Source organism: Methyloglobulus sp., assembly GCF_964779595.1.
Genome location: NZ_CBAROL010000017.1, coordinates 29,555 through 45,483, shown reverse-complemented (window position 1 = coordinate 45,483; position 15,929 = coordinate 29,555). Strand labels below are relative to the sequence as shown.

The window sequence follows — 15,929 nt, the reverse complement described above, 5'->3', positions numbered from 1 at the left end:
AAGAAACACCTTAGCTGCTAACTTTTTGGAAAATAATATAATTTTCATAGCTTCTATGAGCCATTGACAATTTGAATGCTGGCTTTTTAGCAAAAATATAAGCTAAGAGTTACGGCTATGTTTGTTCTGAAATTTGAATGTTCGCGTTTTAAACAGTCGCAGAATTCAACCACAGGTCGTGTTTATTGCACATACTGAGGGCGTATATAGCACCGCTGTAATTTTCCAAAGTGAATGTTGATATTGCGGCTTTATCCTTGTCTGGATTGAACAGGTGTTCGTCTAAAAATTTATAGTTTTGGTCTAACAAGACATGTTTGACGATGTAATGTTCGTAGCTTTTCATTTCGTGCGAGGTGACGACTTTTATGGTTATGTTGCTACCGGCTTTTTCTATGCCGATGCTGGGTAAATGTCCGGCAACCTTATCTTTCCAGCGGCCTGGCGATTCTTTGGTGTAATAAATATCGCTTACTGGCGGTAGTTTTACGTTTTTTGCTAAAGCCAATGTCGGTGTAATGAGGGTTGTACCTAAGCCGACTGCACTCAATCTGATAAAATCACGACGTTCCATAGCATTTCCTCTTGGTTGATGATCCCCATCTCGTTAGTAGAGAAGGATTATTGCCCTGCCGCTAATTTTAACCCAGTTAACGGCATTGTTCGCGTTTATTCGCTCCCCGCACTTTGATAGGCATTTTTTCGGGTTTTCAGGGATTTTAGCCATTCACGGACATTCTTTAAGCCATTCATGACTGGCGCGGCTCCACCAATCGCAACAGCATCCACTAAGCAGTACCAAGCTGCCACGCCGCTGGGCGGATTGCCTTGCGTCCAACCCAACACCGGATCAATCGCAGCCCATTTCCAGGTGCCAACGGCTGTTCCGATAAGCTCTAGCCATGTGGTGATGAAGAAAGCAGCAAGGTACACCATCGGTGAACGACCTTTAAACAGGTAGACCAAAAACACGCAAAACAGCATGACACCAACGGCATCGCCCTGATCTGGAATGCCGCTAATCCCCCACAATGACCACGCCCCGCAGACTGTGACTACAAACTGGGTGATTTCCCGTGCATATCGTAGGAATAATCCTGACCGCGCCAAGGCGACGGCGGTTAAATAAACCATGCCGTGTCCGGGAGGTACGTAAGCGGGGACATTATGGAATCGGTAAGTGTAACCACCCATGAAGGGGGAGGCGAAATGTTCACCTATCGTGGCAAAAATCACCGCTATGCCGACTTGCACCCTGACATCAATGGGTTCGCCCAACAGTAAAGCTATAAGAAATACCCAGCCACAAACGCCTAACGCATTTTGTTTTTCTATCGCCGCATGTGCATCGCTCAACAAACAAATGGCTACACACACAAAGGTGAACACTGCGATGAAATAATCCCGCCTGTTATGGGAATAGGCGACGTTTAGCGCTGGAAAATGGCGTAACACAATGATTAATAGTTATAAATTAAAGTAAAAAGGCGTTACCAATGTCAGTTTTAATATTGTCAGATCAAATAAACAACCAAGCAACGACTAAATATCGACAAAACTTGCCTAGCATTATAATTAAAAATGCCGACAATAAAGGCAACTTTAACCAACCGCCAGCAAAACATAAGGCATCACCAACAATAGGTAGCCAGGAAAAAAACAACACCCATATTCCTTTTGACTTAACAGTAGCCAAGGCTTTTTGCTTATCAGCCGATAACAACGTTGCAAGTGGATATTTTTTTGCCGCCAACATGCCTAATCCCCACGTAGTCATTGCACCTAAGGTATTGCCAACAGTGGCAGCTACGAGCAGTTGATCTATGCGATATGTTCCTGTCGAAGCCATATAAGCCAAAACCGCTTCAGATCCCCCAGGTGCAATAGTCGAAGAGATAAAGGCACTCAGAAACAACTCCCAAAGTCCCATGATTATTAATGGCTCTCAGTTACCAAAAAAGGTTACCCAAAAAAAGCCCCGCAAGGCTGTTGCAGGGCTTTTTGTGCCGATCATGTTTACTTGCTCGGCAGGATTTTATTTTTAGATGAAAAGATGAGACTAATTATTCGGGAACACAGACCTTTGATAAAGCTTATTAATACTCTCAATAAATCAAAACTATATGTTGTAACTTCCGCAACGCTTTTGCCCTGAAATTTTCTACCCATTAAGGCGCATACTATCAGACCAATTGCCAAGCCGATGACGGTAGTACCCGAAACAAACGAATCAGTTTGAGCCGCCGCCGCTATTTTACCGGCTTTTTTGGCAGCCTCTGTTGCTGCTAATGCCACATTCGCGGCTTCAATGTCCGACTCTGTGACTTTCGCCGCAGCAAAAACTTCCGGCAGTCCAGCGTTGTAATCATCTTGATTGATAGGTGCTGTCACACCTGGAATGCTGGGTAAATCACCATCGCCACCACCAACCTTCAACTGCGCTTTCATGCCCTTTTCCATGTGCTGGGCTATGTCGCAATGAACCAGATAGGTTTTATCGCCAGGAGGAAGTATCAAAGTGCCAGAAATCTTAGCAGGACCAGACACTTCCAGATGGAACATACCTTTTGGATACATATACTTAGGTAAGCCGTGCATCATCCATTGATGACGGATCTTATCTTCGTTGATGAAGTGTATAGTCAGTTTAGTACAGGGTTTGAAGTCAAATTCCTGAGTATCAAACGCAAACATTCTGCCAGGAAACTTCTCAGCATATTTATGTCCAGCATGGACGGTCACTTCCTTGGTTTCGGAAATACTGTCGCAACCACCGGGCAGTTTATCAGTATTTTGACCCATAACCATGCCGCCAGACATTTCCATTAAATGTCCATCACCATGATCCATAAGCATTTTGGTATGATCTTCTAGCTCTTCTGCCAGCACTGGAGCAGAAAACAAAACAGATAACAACCCAACCGATAAAAACTTCAGCATTTTTGTATAACCCCTACTACCCTCTGTGTTGGTTTGGCGCAGCCTGACTGCTTTTAGAACAACTCAAGCTGAACCAACCACCTATAAAATATAACTAAACCTTTTCTTTCCTGCCTATGATCTTATCCACTTCTCTTCTGAACGTTGCATTGTACAAGTACAATACATACGCACCCGCAGCCCCAGCGAGTAGATATAAGAACATCTTGCTTTTTGATGCAGCAGGGCCGCCGCCAGCCGAAAAGCTCATGTGGACATCTTTTCTTTCGCCTTGGTCAGGAACCAAAGTAATGTGAATCAGATATTTACCAGCTTCTGGCACACCATTAGGCATTTTCAACTCAACAGTACCTTTTTTATGTTTTGCTTTTTCAAGGAAAAACACCCTTGTGCCTTCTGGCTCTTTGGTTACTTCAAACTCAACGGTATCGTTTTTATATTTTTGGTCTTGATAATCGAATACCAAAATGGTGGCTTCTTTTTCCCTAGGTAAACTGGCGCAGAACTCTTCCGCTGGAAAAGCGACTGGTTGATAAGCCGTGTAATGTATCCAATGGTCTGGTTCTAACTCAAACTTACATTGGTCGGTATCTGTGCCTTTAGCGCCACCGTGCGCCCACACTGAAGCTGAGAAAAGTGCTGCAAGCACTCCAAGGGAAATCTTTTTAACTAATTGTGACGTGTTCATAATGTCTCGCACCTTCCAGTCTTATTATAATGAATATGTTTTTTAAAAAAACATCGACCTTGTCCGTAAATCTAAGTTTACATTAAACAAAATACCTGCCATTTTCTGTTCGTCAATAGCGAGGCTGCACTCTAGCACATCAACCAAGACAAATAAAGAACCCCAATCAAAGTATTAAGGCTTACTTGATCTATATCAATTCCGCCTTCCCGTCTTGCCATCCTCCCGCCCTTCTCGTAGACTTAACCCCGAAATAATCAAACGGAGCTTCCAAAATATGTCATCTCTGACAACCTCAAAAGCCTGGATCGCGTTACAAGAACATTATCAAGAAATCCAAAGCCATTCGATGCGTGATGCTTTTGCACAAGAACCGGATCGTTTTAAGCAATTTTCCCTGCATTTGAATGACATCTTATTTGATTATTCTAAAAATAGAATTACCGATCAGACCTTGCCTTTACTGATAAACCTTGCCAGACAAGCGGATCTGCAACCCAAAATCCAGGCAATGTTTTCGGGCGTAGAGATTAACACCACCGAACACCGTTCGGTACTGCATACCGCGTTAAGAAACCGGAGTAACCGCCCAGTTTATGTCGATGGACAAGATGTTATGCCGGACATCAATGCCGTATTAGCCAAGATGCGTAGCTTTTGTCACCGTGTTCGATCCGGTGAATGGAAAGGTTACACCGGCAAAATCATCACAGATATTGTCAACATCGGCATAGGTGGCTCTAGCCTGGGACCCAAGATGGTTTCCGCAGCACTTACGCCGTCCAGTTCACCAACTTTGAATGTCCATTACGTCTCCAATATCGACGCGGCTGATCTGTTAAGTACATTAAACACCTTATTACCCGAAACCACCTTGTTTGTTATCGCCTCAAAATCTTTTGGTACGCAAGAAGCGATGGTCAATGCAAAATCTGCACGAAAATGGTTTCTTGACCTTGTTAATGACACGTCAGCGGTTGCCAAACATTTTGTCGCCATCTCCACCAACACCGAACTCGTGCAGGATTTTGGCATCGACACCGACAATATGTTTGAACTGTGGGATTGGGTAGGTGGACGTTATTCGCTGTGGTCAGCGGTTGGCTTGTCGATTGCCTTACATGTGGGCATGGACAATTTTGAAGACTTATTGCAAGGTGCTTTTGAAGCTGACGAACATTTCCGCAATACGCCTTTTGAGCAAAATATCCCTGTAATCATGGGCTTGCTAGGCATTTGGTACAATAATTTTTTCGGCGCTCAATCTTACGCGCTGTTGCCTTATGACTATTCCATGCGTTATTTTTCCGATTATCTGCAACAAGGTGATATGGAAAGCAACGGCAAAAGCGTTGACAATAATGGTAAAAAACTCGATTACGATACCGGACAGATCATCTGGGGACAGCAAGGTACCAACGGTCAACACGCTTTTTACCAACTGATCCACCAAGGTACCAAACTGATCCCTTGTGACTTTCACGCAGCAGCGAACAGTTTTTATGACCTGCCAGAACACCACGAAATCCTGGTTTCAAATTTCCTTGCCCAGCCAGAAGCATTGATGCGCGGCAAAACTGCCGAGGAGGTCATGCAAGAACTAACACCGGAACAACGCACCGATTCTGTGTTGGTTGCATCGAAAGTATTTGACGGCAATAAACCTTCTAACTCATTCTTATATAAACAATTAACGCCAAAAACACTGGGTTCGTTGCTGGCATTTTATGAGCATAAAATTTTTGTGCAAGGCATTATCTGGAACATCAATTCCTTCGACCAAATGGGCGTGGAACTCGGAAAAGTACTCGCCAAAGTTATCCAACCTGAGCTTAGAAACGATGAAGTTACCCAAAGCCACGACTGCTCCACTAATGGCCTTATCAACGCATATAAAAAATTACGGCAAACTTGACTCGACAACGCCAACTGATTATTGGATGTGTAGTATTTCTCATTGTCGCCAGCTTATTTGCAATTTTTCCGCAAAATAAGCTGGGAAGAATCCAGCGTTCGGGAACTTTACACATACTAACCCGCGTTGATCCGACCACCTATTACCAAAGCCCTCAAGGTTTTTCTGGTCTTGAATATGATCTGGTAACGTTATTTGCCGACCATATCGGCGTTAAAGCCAAGTTTGAAGTCGCTAAAACCTTTAGCAGTCTTTTAGATGAGATTAGCATTGGCAAAGCCGATATAGCCGCTGCTGGTCTTACCATTACCGAGCAGCGCAAGCACAACATGCGTTTTGCACCGGCGTATCATGAAGTCACCGAGCAAGTCGTTTACCGCTCCGCTCATCGTAGACCTAAAACAATCAATGACTTGGACAAAGGCATATTGGAAGTTGCCAACGGCACCAGCCATATAAATAGCCTAAGCGTTTTAAAGCAAAACAACCCCAAGCTCGAGTGGACGGTCAACAATGAACTGGATACCAACGGCTTGCTGTACTTGCTACATGAAGGTCTTATCGACTATACCGTTGCCGACTCCAACCAGATTTTGCTTATCCGCCGTTTTTATCCCGCCTTAAATATCGCTTTCGATGTCAGCACGCCGCAGCAACTGGCTTGGGCATTGCCACTTTCCGAAGATACCAGCCTGTTCGACGAAGTTGAGCGGTTTTTTAAGCGTATTACCGCCGATAAAACCCTCGCGCAGCTTATCGAAAAACATTACGGTCATGCTAGCAGCCTCAATTACGTCGATAACTGCACCTTCAGGGAACACCGTAAAAGTAGGCTTCCGCAATATCAACAATATTTTGACACCGCCGCTAAAGAGCATGAAATAGACTGGCGCTTGCTTGCTGCCATCGGCTATCAAGAATCGCATTGGCTGGATAATGCCGTATCGCCGACTGGGGTTGAAGGCATCATGATGCTCACCAACGACACCGCCAAACTGCTCAACATCAAAAATCGCCGAGACCCAGTGGAAAGCATCAAAGGTGGTGCGCGTTATTTCAAGCAACGTATACAAGTGATGTCCGAAGACATACCCGAACCGGATCGCACCTGGTTTGCCTTGGCATCTTACAATGTCGGCACTGGGCATCTGCATGATGCACGGATAATCACGCAGAAATTGGGCGGTGATCCCAATAAATGGATGGATGTCAAAAAACGCCTGCCCTTGCTGGCACAACCCAAGTGGTACCAAAAAACCCAATACGGCCAAGCCCGTGGCGGTGAACCCGTGCAATACGTCGAAAACATACGTGGTTATTACGACTTGCTGGTTTGGCTGACTGAAGAAAACCAGATTAAGAAGAATGCGATGGAAACCGAAAAAATGGCTGAGGAAAGTCAGACGGCGGAGGCTATCCCGACTCCGTTATATTGAATATAAATTGGTGGTTGGTGGGCTGGGTTGAGGTACGAAACCCAGCACAAGCAGTAATAGCTGGGCTTACCAACCCAGCCTTAAGTTAAGAAATACGGAGTCAAAAAACATGTTTTTTGATTCCTTACAAACCGCGAAAGCCGGAGTGCAAACCAAGGTTTGTACTCCAAGTTAAAGAGGTCTCAACGCTTAACTGTGGGCAGTGACGCTACGGCATGGGTTTATAAATTTACTTGACAGCATTAGCCAATAGCCGTAGGCTTCGCGTTAGATTTTTACCTAACCTTTGGAGTTAATATGAAGTCTTTAAAAATGATGTTGTTTTTGGTGGTGTGTTTAGGTGGCTGGAATGCTCAGGCTGCTGGGATAGTGGCAGAAGATTATTCTGTGGATCGTTTCACCGACCTAGGAGGGGAGAAAATTCGCTGGGAACAAGGGACTTTATTTGTTAAACAAGGATTCATACCACAAACTAGCTTAGATACTTCTTTTGCAAGCTTTGGGCTTACACAAGAGGTAGTGAACGCAATTAATGGAAAATTTGTAGATACTCTAGCACTCTGGACTTCTTTTTCCAATATACCTAATTATTCTCTCAGAAACTTTACTCGCTCCGTAGAAACCTATTCGATTGATGGCGTTCCTAATGTCTTAGTCAGCCTGTCAGGTGCAGGGGGGGGGCAACCGTCAAAACACCAAAAGTTTCAATCTCCGCCGTCGATCCCCAAGCAACCGAAACTGCTGGCGACACAGCACAGTTTTTGGTTGCCCTCAACGCACCAACAACCCACAATATCAGGGTTAAGCTAGACATTTCTGGTAAGGCTACAAATCGCAAAGACTATCAAAGGATTGCTCGCGCCCTGCTAATACCCGCAGGTAACGTTTCAGGTATTATCGAAATAGAACCCAATGACGACATCAAGCGTGAAGGCACAGAAAAAGTCATTATTAAATTAGCGCGTGAGGGAATTAGGGGCTATACCGTAAAACGTGCCGTCGCCAGTGTTAGTATTATAGATAATGACTAAGTAACATACTGAATAACATCAGCTATATCTCAAAAACCGTCCAATTGGGCGGTTTTTTTTGTCTGACGACCATCAAAACCTTTTCCCCAACATTTGCCTAAGTGCCTGAGCCTTAGCGTTTAAGCCGAGTGCGTTGGCTTATTGACAAAAAAAGTTCTCAATGATAATTTTTTTACCCCCAAATGAACTTTAGACGATTTTTTGTGATTTACGGTTAATGCAGGAATATCAAATTTGTTGAAAACTTGCGATACTAATACTTTACATTTTAGCCAAGAGACGAAATGGTCTTTAATAATACACTACGCATAACCACAGTTGCCATAATGCTTACTCTGAGTTATTTGGGAATAGCAGAGGCTGCGACTATATCGGTTGATTGCCGCTTCGAGAATAGGGTTGATCGGTTACGCTCAAAAGCAACAGTGCGTGGATACGGTCTTCCACGGGGTAGTAAGTACTATGCCAAGATACGCTCAGGTTCCAGCGGGGTTTGGGTATCTTCCAAACCGAAATCTGGTCGCCGATTAGAGTTTGAATTCGATAGCCACACGGATGAAATAGGAAAGACAATAATCCCAGATAGCTTTCTCAGTGATGGAGTCGTTGTCGCCGTGATACGTAAATTTAAAAAGAATGGCAAAGTTGCAGATAATAGTTCAACTTGTGAAGTTAGGAATAAATAGTGGCAAACAATTTTATGGCACAAAAAATACCTTTTACCACTAACAGAGTCGTTTATTTTGTAGCACTTATTTTGGCACTTAGCCTGGATGTCACAAGTGTTGCAAGCGCGGCATCCCTTACCGTGCAATGCAAAATTGGCGGTGCGCGTTCAAGTGTTGCTATGCGTAGTACGGGAGCAAAGGGCAGATACTTTGTAAAGATATTCTCCGGTGATTCAGAAATACAATAGGTAGAGAAAGTTGCGAACAGCAAGGGCGTAATTGACTTTAAATTCGATAGCAGCGATACCTTTATTCAAAAAAATCAAGGTATAACCAAAATTGAATCAGATTTTATTAAAAAAAGGTCTGTTGTTGGCGTTATGCGTAAAGCTGGAACGTTCGCCCATGTTGGTGGAGTTAGTACAACATGCAGATCCAGGAAGATCAATCCACTCCTGCCCAAATAAAGTCAGATTTGTATCAAAACTGGAAAAAACAGACGCTTTGGTATTAGCAAAAGTCTGAAGATCGCCAGAGAAGTACAAATACGTGCAAATTTGAAATAGTTATAAAATTTTTTCTGCTCCAAACTGAAGTCTTAATTCAAAAATATATTTTATAACTATATGTTATTTAATGCTATTTATAAAAATCACTCCGCTATAACTAGCTTCCTCTTCAAAAAAATACAAATTGCTTAAAAAATTTAATATTTTTTTAAGCTTCGATTGAACCTTTCATTGTTTTTTTGGAATTAACTATCAAAGTTAATCTATTTGGTCTATTTTTAATGAAAGCTCTTGCTGTAATCACACAATCTTTTGCAGGTACGCCATTGAGTACACAACAAAATGGTCAGCAAATGCGCGATGCCGATTTAATAGCGCGTCTCTGCAATGCGGATGAGCAGGCGCTTGAGCAGCTTTACCATCATTATTACACCCGTTTATTTCGATTTATTGCTCGTGTTACCCGCCGTGATGATTTGATTGATGAAATCATCAACGATGTTATGTACGTCGTTTGGGAAAAAGCCGCCAGCTACAATCCGCAGTGTAAACCTTCCGCTTGGATTTTCGGCATCGCCTTTAATAAGGCCAGGCAAGCCGCACGCAATGCTGATCGCTCTGAAGAGGTATCGCTAGATGACATCGACGAGGATAGCTCTTGGCTCGGCAAACAAGATGCCGAGTTTGGTCAGTTAGAATTTGATGACTGGTTGGTGTCTGCATTAGGTCAATTATCACCTGAACATCGTGCGGTTATTGAGCTCACTTATTATGAAAGCCTAAGTTACGGTGAAATTGCGACCATTATGGACTGCCCTGAAAATACCGTAAAAACCCGAATGCACCACGCCCGTAAAAATCTGGCAGTGATCTTGGCCTCAACGAACGACAGTTCGTCTCACACAAACTGAAAGTTCAGGAGCTTATGATGAAAAATATCGATAGTAAATCTTACTCTGCACATCAAGAACTTTCTCAGTTGCTGCCTTGGTTTGTTAAGAAAACCCTGCAAGGTGCTGAACTAAAAGCCGTTGAGAGTCACCTGTCTGTTTGCCTTACCTGTAAACGCGAGGTCGTCCAATTACAGAAATTGGCGCAGGCTGTTATCCAAGAAGGCGCACTTGACTCGGCAGAACATGCGTCTTTTTCGCGGCTGAAAAAACGTCTGCATTCTGGTCAAGCACTGGATTTGCAAGCTTTGCCACAACAAGATCGCTCAGAACAGCCTGAAACCAGTGTATCTAGCAATGTTAGTCAACTTAGCCGCACTAAAAAACAGGTTTGGACGAACACACGACCAGCCTTGGCAATGGCGGCAGCATTGCTATTGTCTTTATCTGTGCTGATGCCACGTCATGTTGAAAATGACATGCACGGCAGTGATTTTAGAACCCTTTCCTCCGATGCACAGCCAGAAGCCATGAACGCGAACGAAGTCAGGGTGGTATTTGCTGAGAATGTCGATGAGCAACAAAAAAACACAATCCTTGAACGCGTTCACGGTCAATTTACTAGCGCTAACCCCACCGCTCAAGGTGTTTACACGGTTAGGTTGGATAGAGATATAGCTAAAAAACATCTTCTTGATGTTGTTGAGTTGTTAAGGAAAGACACCAAGGTTATCTTTGCAGAACCCGCTTATGCGCTGCTTTCTGCAACGCATACGGAGAAATAAAGATGAAAACGTATTTATTATTAGCGTTACTTAGTTTGACGGTTTTTTCTGCCCCTTCGGAAAGTAAAAGCTCGTCTGACAATAAGAGCGAACTATACAGCCTGTTAGACGAGAAAAATGCTGATCGTCTTCTATTGGTAGCGTTTACTGACAACACCATCGGTAGCATCAAAAGCTCTGCTTCCCCTACGTCCTACAGACAACGTGGTGATTACCAAAGCTCAACTTGGAGTGAGCGACTCACCAATCAATTAGCTGACGATTACGATTTAAAGAAGCTGACTGAATGGCCGATGACTGAGGTGGGTGTGCACTGTGTGGTTTACCAGGTTGCAGACAAGGCCTCTATACCCAGTGCCATTGAGCGCTTGTCTAAGGATGATCGCGTCGATATTGTGCAGTCTATGAATGTGTTTAGGACTAAGGCACAGTCTCAATCCTATAACGATCCCTACTTTAAGCTCCAGACCAATATGCAGCAAATGCAGATCGATTTGGCGCATGGTAGAGCAACCGGTCGAAATATCACTATTGGTATGATAGATACTGGGGTGGACTTAGACCATCCAGACTTGGCAGGGCAGATCAGCAAAAACCAAAATTTCGCAAAAGATATATCCGCCAGTTTTTCAACTGACATCCACGGCACGGCGGTTGCTGGGATAATGGTCGCTAGAAGAGATAACGCCACCGGCATTATTGGCGTAGCACCGAACGCCAAACTGATCGCCTTGAAAGCCTGTTGGCCGGATAAAACCGATGCAATCGCAGCGGTTTGCAACAGCTTTACCCTCGCGTTGGCCGTCAATACCGCAATCAAAGCGGGTGTTGATGTACTCAATATGAGCCTAACTGGTCCACAAGATCCTTTGCTGACCTTATTGCTTAACAAAGCGATGGCAAAAGGGATTATCGTGGTTGCCGCAGACACGGGGTCTGCCAAGGATTTTCCGGCTTCCTTAAAAGATGTCATTTCTGTTCAATCTATTAAACAGCATGCACAAGTGGTGGGTTCGTTGGTGGAAAACATAACCGCACCAGGCGATAAAATACTGACGACCTTACCACACGGCACTTACGATTTTATCTCAGGAAGTTCCATAGCAGCGGCTGAAGTGTCCGGTGTGGTGGCCTTATTACTGGAAATCAAACCCGATCTGAGCTTGGCTGAGGCACACACGATTTTACAGAAATCTAAATTAATATCAAAAGACGGCATTATCGCTGGCGTTAATGCAAATGCTGCACTGAATACACTATGCGAAACAACGGCTTGTTCAGATCAGGTGCTGAGTTTTGCACAGATTAGCAGCACTTTATAGATCAATTAAGCAATACCCTACATTTTAGAGGATACGAAAATGGCAAGAAGAGGACATCACACGCTAGAGCAAATAAAAAACATGGTTCTGGTTGCAGCCGAAGATTTGGTTGTCGATGGCGGTTTAGCTCAGTTAAGGGTACGCAATATTGCAGTGAAGATTGGCTATACCGTGGGCAGCATCTATATGGTATTTGACAGCATGAATGATTTAATCTTGCACATCAAAGGCAGGACGTTGGATGCCATCACCGAGCAAATGGATCAAGCCGAATGCTCAAGCCCTGAGCAATGTTTGGAAGCGTTGGCGGGTGTCTATATCCATTATGCCAGCGAAAATCTTAATCTCTGGAGCATGGTTTTTGAACACCGTATGCCCGAAGATGCCGAAATTCCAGAATGGTATCAAAAGAAAGTCGATAATCTTTATGGAAAATTTGAGGCACATTTCGCACTGATTGCACCAGAGTTATCCTATACCCAACGCAGACAAACCGCCTTAGCTTTCTTGGGTGGTGTTCACGGAATTTGCGTCTTCATGCTAACAACACAACTTGGCGGCTTGAATAAAAACGATTTGGAAGAAAGTGTTATTCTGCTCATTAGACGGTTCATTCATGACGGTTGGATGGGTTCTATGAGTGGAATAGCACCCCCCAAACAAGCTAATGTACGACTGGCAATTGCAGCCAGCCGCTAAATCTTTATTACTAAAGATCAACCACCGAAGCAATGTTTAGAATTGCTTCGGTGTTCGCTTAAAAGCTTAACTTCTTAGGATTAATCACACCTTGTGATAAATATCCGCGCCTTCCTCAATAAATTGCTTTGATTTTTCTTGCATTCCAAGGGTTAAAGCCTCTTTTTCATCTTCAATTCCTTTGGCGTGGGCGTAATCGCGGACATCCTGGCTGATTTTCATGGAGCAGAAATGCGGCCCACACATGGAACAAAAATGCGCCACTTTTGCTGAATCTTTTGGCAAGGTTTCATCATGAAATTCCCGCGCTTTTTCAGGATCTAGCCCAATATTAAACTGGTCTTCCCAGCGGAATTCAAACCGCGCCTTGGACATCGCATTGTCCCGCGCCTGTGCGCCAGGATGACCTTTAGCAAGGTCGGCGGCATGGGCAGCAATTTTATAAGTTACTATCCCTTCACGTACATCCTGCTTATTAGGCAAGCCCAAATGTTCTTTTTGGGTGACGTAACACAGCATCGCGCAACCATACCAACCAATATTTGCCGCGCCGATAGCGGACGTAATGTGGTCATAACCAGGAGCAATATCAGTGGTCAAAGGACCCAATGTATAAAAAGGTGCTTCGCCGCACTCTTCCAGTTGTTTCTCCATGTTGACCTTAATCATGTGCAAAGGCACATGACCTGGACCTTCGATCATGGTCTGCACATCGTGCTTCCAGGCGATTTTGGTCAATTCCCCTAGTGTTTCCAATTCACCGAATTGTGCCGCATCGTTGGCATCGTAGATCGAACCAGGACGCAAGCCGTCGCCCAAGGAAAACGATACGTCATAAACCTTCATGATTTCGCAGATTTCTTCAAAATGCGTGTACAAGAAGCTTTCGGTATGGTGCGCCAAACACCATTTTGCCATGATGGAACCGCCACGCGAGACGATGCCCGTCATACGTTTGGCCGTTAACGGCACATGATGCAGTCTTACGCCAGCGTGGATGGTAAAGTAATCCACGCCTTGCTCGGCTTGTTCTATAAGTGTGTCGCGGTAGATTTCCCAAGTCAGATCTTCGGCTTTGCCGTTGACCTTTTCCAAAGCCTGATAAATAGGAACAGTCCCAATCGGCACGGGCGAATTACGCAAAATCCATTCCCGTGTTTCATGGATATTTTTGCCGGTAGACAAATCCATGATAGTGTCGCCGCCCCAGCGTATGCCCCAGAGCATTTTTTCAACTTCTTCGTCGATAGACGAAGTGACGGCAGAATTACCCAGGTTTCCGTTGATTTTAACCAGAAAATTGCGCCCGATAATCATCGGTTCCAGTTCTGGATGGTTAATATTCGCCGGAATAATCGCCCGTCCCCTGGCGACTTCATCGCGGACAAATTCAGGGGTGATAGAAGATTGAATTGATGCGCCGAAGGAATTGCCTGGGTGTTGGTCTTTCCATAAATCACGCATCAGTTCCATGTTCTGGTTCTCGCGGATGGCGATATATTCCATTTCCGGCGTGATTATGCCTTTTCTGGCATAGTGCATCTGCGATACGTTTGCCCCAGCTAGTGCGCGGCGTGGTTTGCGGATATGTTCAAAACGAAGGTTTGCAGTGGCCGGATCGGTCATGCGTTGACGACCAAATTCAGAACTTGGCCCAGATAATTCTTCCGTATCGTTGCGTTCCGCTATCCACACAGCACGGACAGAACCCAAGCCTTTCTTCAAATCCACCGCCACATTTGGGTCGGTGTAAACCCCAGACGTGTCATAGACATAAAGTGGTGGATTTTTTTCCGTTCCGAAGTGGGCGGGTGTATCTGAAAGGCTTATTTTACGCATAGGAACGCGTATATCGGCACGACTACCTTGCACATAGATTTTCTCCGATGCAGGGTAAGAATCGATTTTTACGCTGTTAGCAGCGGTTTCAGCGGTGAAAGAGGCATCTTTAATGACAGCGCTCATGTTTATCTCCAAAAAATAAGACAAGGCGCGGGAAGTGTGGGCTTCCCTACGCCGGTATTAGCCGGGGTCAGGTTCAAAGGGTATTTCTCAGCCTTGAAACAATAATCAAAGCACCCCTAGCCATTACGGATGTTATCTAAGTTAAAGGAAAAACAGGGAAATTGCAAGTTTGTGGCATTGTAACGGATGCAGTTTCTTTTAGTAAAAAAACCGCTAAATCTATGAGAAACCTTTAAAAAATCTGACTTTTATGCAAGTTTTTAGTCGTCGAAATATGATTTTTTCTACGACTAGTGTTAAGATTGCTGCAATATTGACCAAACACGACTGAACGGATGTCTAAAGACGCACAAAAAACGCCTTATAACCCGCCTGCTTTGGAATTCAAGAGCAGCACTTTTTCTGTACCTGTATTGGTCATAGCCAGTAATGACCTGATCATCATTGAGCAACAGCTCCAGGCAAAAGTTCTGTTAGCACCAGAATTTTTCAAAAATTCTCCGCTAGTTTTGGACGTTCAAGAGCTAAACAAACAAAGTGTTGACGTTGATATTGTCGCGGTTATTGAAGTCATACGTAAACTTGGTCTACTACCTATCGGCATCCGTGGCGGCAATGCACAACAGAATGAACAAGCGATTACCCTAGGCATTCCACTGCATTCCATACATACCAGCAGTACAACGATTGACGCAAAAAAGCCCAAAACACCGACTCCTGAGCCGGAAACTAAAGATCTACTGCAAACTGGTACAACCGTTATTACCCACCCCATCCGTTCCGGTCAGCGAGTTTATGCCGCTGGTGACTTGGTTATTATTGCCCAAGTGAGCGCAGGCACAGAGATTTTGGCAGAAGGTAATATTCACGTTTACGGTACCTTGCGAGGACGCGCCTTAGCCGGTGTGCAAGGCAATACTGAAGCACGAATATTTTGTTCTGATCTTCAGGCTGAACTGATTTCAATCGCTGGAAACTACAAAATCAGCGAGGATCTTAACCAAAATATCCGCAATACCCCTGTGCAAATCTACTTAGATAAGCAAACGTTAGTCATTAAAGAAATTTAATCCCATCCGCA

The 15,929-nt window shown here is 44.3% G+C and carries 18 protein-coding genes and 1 riboswitch; of the genes, 12 read left to right on the top strand and 6 right to left on the bottom strand.

Annotated elements, in window-relative coordinates; translation table 11 throughout:
- Positions 1-148: 148 nt before the first annotated feature.
- The 5 genes from AC1YY3_RS08040 to AC1YY3_RS08020 all read right to left on the bottom strand — a co-directional run bounded on the left by AC1YY3_RS08040 (position 149) and on the right by AC1YY3_RS08020 (position 3,628).
- A complete protein-coding gene (locus tag AC1YY3_RS08040; RefSeq protein ID WP_481823902.1) occupies positions 149-574 on the bottom strand; it encodes a desulfoferrodoxin family protein in 426 nt (141 codons plus the stop codon).
- A 95-nt stretch (positions 575-669) separates the two neighbouring features.
- Positions 670-1,455, bottom strand: coding sequence for a hypothetical protein (locus AC1YY3_RS08035; RefSeq protein WP_481823901.1), 786 nt, complete (start codon positions 1,453-1,455; stop codon positions 670-672).
- 64 nt (positions 1,456-1,519) lie between these two features.
- Positions 1,520-1,930, bottom strand: coding sequence for a YqaA family protein (locus tag AC1YY3_RS08030; protein WP_481823900.1), 411 nt, complete (start codon positions 1,928-1,930; stop codon positions 1,520-1,522).
- Positions 1,931-2,016: 86 nt separating this feature from the next.
- Positions 2,017-2,940, bottom strand: coding sequence for a copper oxidase (locus tag AC1YY3_RS08025; RefSeq protein WP_481823899.1), 924 nt, complete (start codon positions 2,938-2,940; stop codon positions 2,017-2,019).
- A gap of 94 nt (positions 2,941-3,034) precedes the next feature.
- A complete protein-coding gene (locus AC1YY3_RS08020) occupies positions 3,035-3,628 on the bottom strand; it encodes a hypothetical protein (protein ID WP_481823898.1) in 594 nt (197 codons plus the stop codon).
- A 277-nt stretch (positions 3,629-3,905) separates the two neighbouring features.
- On the opposite strand from AC1YY3_RS08020, the gene pgi reads away from it, so the two are divergent.
- The 11 genes from pgi (at position 3,906) to AC1YY3_RS07965 (ending at position 12,883) form a co-directional block, all read left to right on the top strand.
- A complete protein-coding gene (gene pgi, locus AC1YY3_RS08015; RefSeq protein ID WP_481823897.1) occupies positions 3,906-5,543 on the top strand; it encodes a glucose-6-phosphate isomerase in 1,638 nt (545 codons plus the stop codon).
- Positions 5,540-6,979 (top strand): membrane-bound lytic murein transglycosylase MltF, encoded by a 1,440-nt coding sequence (mltF, locus tag AC1YY3_RS08010; protein WP_481823896.1) that lies wholly within the window; start codon positions 5,540-5,542, stop codon positions 6,977-6,979. Before pgi ends, mltF begins: the two co-directional genes overlap by 4 nt.
- 297 nt (positions 6,980-7,276) lie before the next feature.
- Positions 7,277-7,789 carry a hypothetical protein gene (locus AC1YY3_RS08005; protein WP_481823895.1) on the top strand — a complete coding sequence of 171 codons (513 nt, stop codon included), beginning with the start codon at positions 7,277-7,279 and terminating at the stop codon, positions 7,787-7,789.
- A complete protein-coding gene (locus AC1YY3_RS08000) occupies positions 7,741-8,010 on the top strand; it encodes a hypothetical protein (RefSeq protein ID WP_481823894.1) in 270 nt (89 codons plus the stop codon). The genes AC1YY3_RS08005 and AC1YY3_RS08000 overlap by 49 nt, the downstream gene beginning before the upstream one ends.
- A 326-nt stretch (positions 8,011-8,336) precedes the next feature.
- Positions 8,337-8,696 (top strand): hypothetical protein, encoded by a 360-nt coding sequence (locus tag AC1YY3_RS07995; protein ID WP_481823893.1) that lies wholly within the window; start codon positions 8,337-8,339, stop codon positions 8,694-8,696.
- Positions 8,696-8,926 carry a hypothetical protein gene (locus AC1YY3_RS07990; protein ID WP_481823892.1) on the top strand — a complete coding sequence of 77 codons (231 nt, stop codon included), beginning with the start codon at positions 8,696-8,698 and terminating at the stop codon, positions 8,924-8,926. Before AC1YY3_RS07995 ends, AC1YY3_RS07990 begins: the two co-directional genes overlap by 1 nt.
- Positions 8,927-9,017: 91 nt before the next feature.
- Complete coding sequence (locus AC1YY3_RS07985) at positions 9,018-9,203, top strand: hypothetical protein (protein WP_481823891.1); 186 nt, start codon at positions 9,018-9,020, stop codon at positions 9,201-9,203.
- A gap of 310 nt (positions 9,204-9,513) precedes the next feature.
- Positions 9,514-10,098, top strand: coding sequence for an RNA polymerase sigma factor (locus tag AC1YY3_RS07980; RefSeq protein WP_482194403.1), 585 nt, complete (start codon positions 9,514-9,516; stop codon positions 10,096-10,098).
- 17 nt (positions 10,099-10,115) lie between these two features.
- Positions 10,116-10,862: a hypothetical protein gene (locus AC1YY3_RS07975; RefSeq protein WP_481823889.1), complete on the top strand. Its 747-nt coding sequence runs from the start codon at positions 10,116-10,118 to the stop codon at positions 10,860-10,862.
- Positions 10,863-10,864: 2 nt separating this feature from the next.
- Positions 10,865-12,184, top strand: coding sequence for a S8 family peptidase (locus AC1YY3_RS07970; RefSeq protein ID WP_482194402.1), 1,320 nt, complete (start codon positions 10,865-10,867; stop codon positions 12,182-12,184).
- 39 nt (positions 12,185-12,223) lie between these two features.
- A complete protein-coding gene (locus tag AC1YY3_RS07965) occupies positions 12,224-12,883 on the top strand; it encodes a TetR/AcrR family transcriptional regulator (protein ID WP_481823887.1) in 660 nt (219 codons plus the stop codon).
- Positions 12,884-12,967: 84 nt separating this feature from the next.
- Here AC1YY3_RS07965 and thiC read toward each other — a convergent pair whose 3' ends face one another.
- Positions 12,968-14,848 (bottom strand): phosphomethylpyrimidine synthase ThiC, encoded by a 1,881-nt coding sequence (gene thiC / locus AC1YY3_RS07960; RefSeq protein ID WP_481823886.1) that lies wholly within the window; start codon positions 14,846-14,848, stop codon positions 12,968-12,970.
- 26 nt (positions 14,849-14,874) lie between these two features.
- A riboswitch (TPP riboswitch) is annotated at positions 14,875-14,976 on the bottom strand.
- Between the two features lie 207 nt (positions 14,977-15,183).
- On the opposite strand from thiC, the gene minC reads away from it, so the two are divergent.
- A complete protein-coding gene (gene minC, locus AC1YY3_RS07955; RefSeq protein WP_481823885.1) occupies positions 15,184-15,918 on the top strand; it encodes a septum site-determining protein MinC in 735 nt (244 codons plus the stop codon).
- Positions 15,919-15,929: the final 11 nt, after the last annotated feature.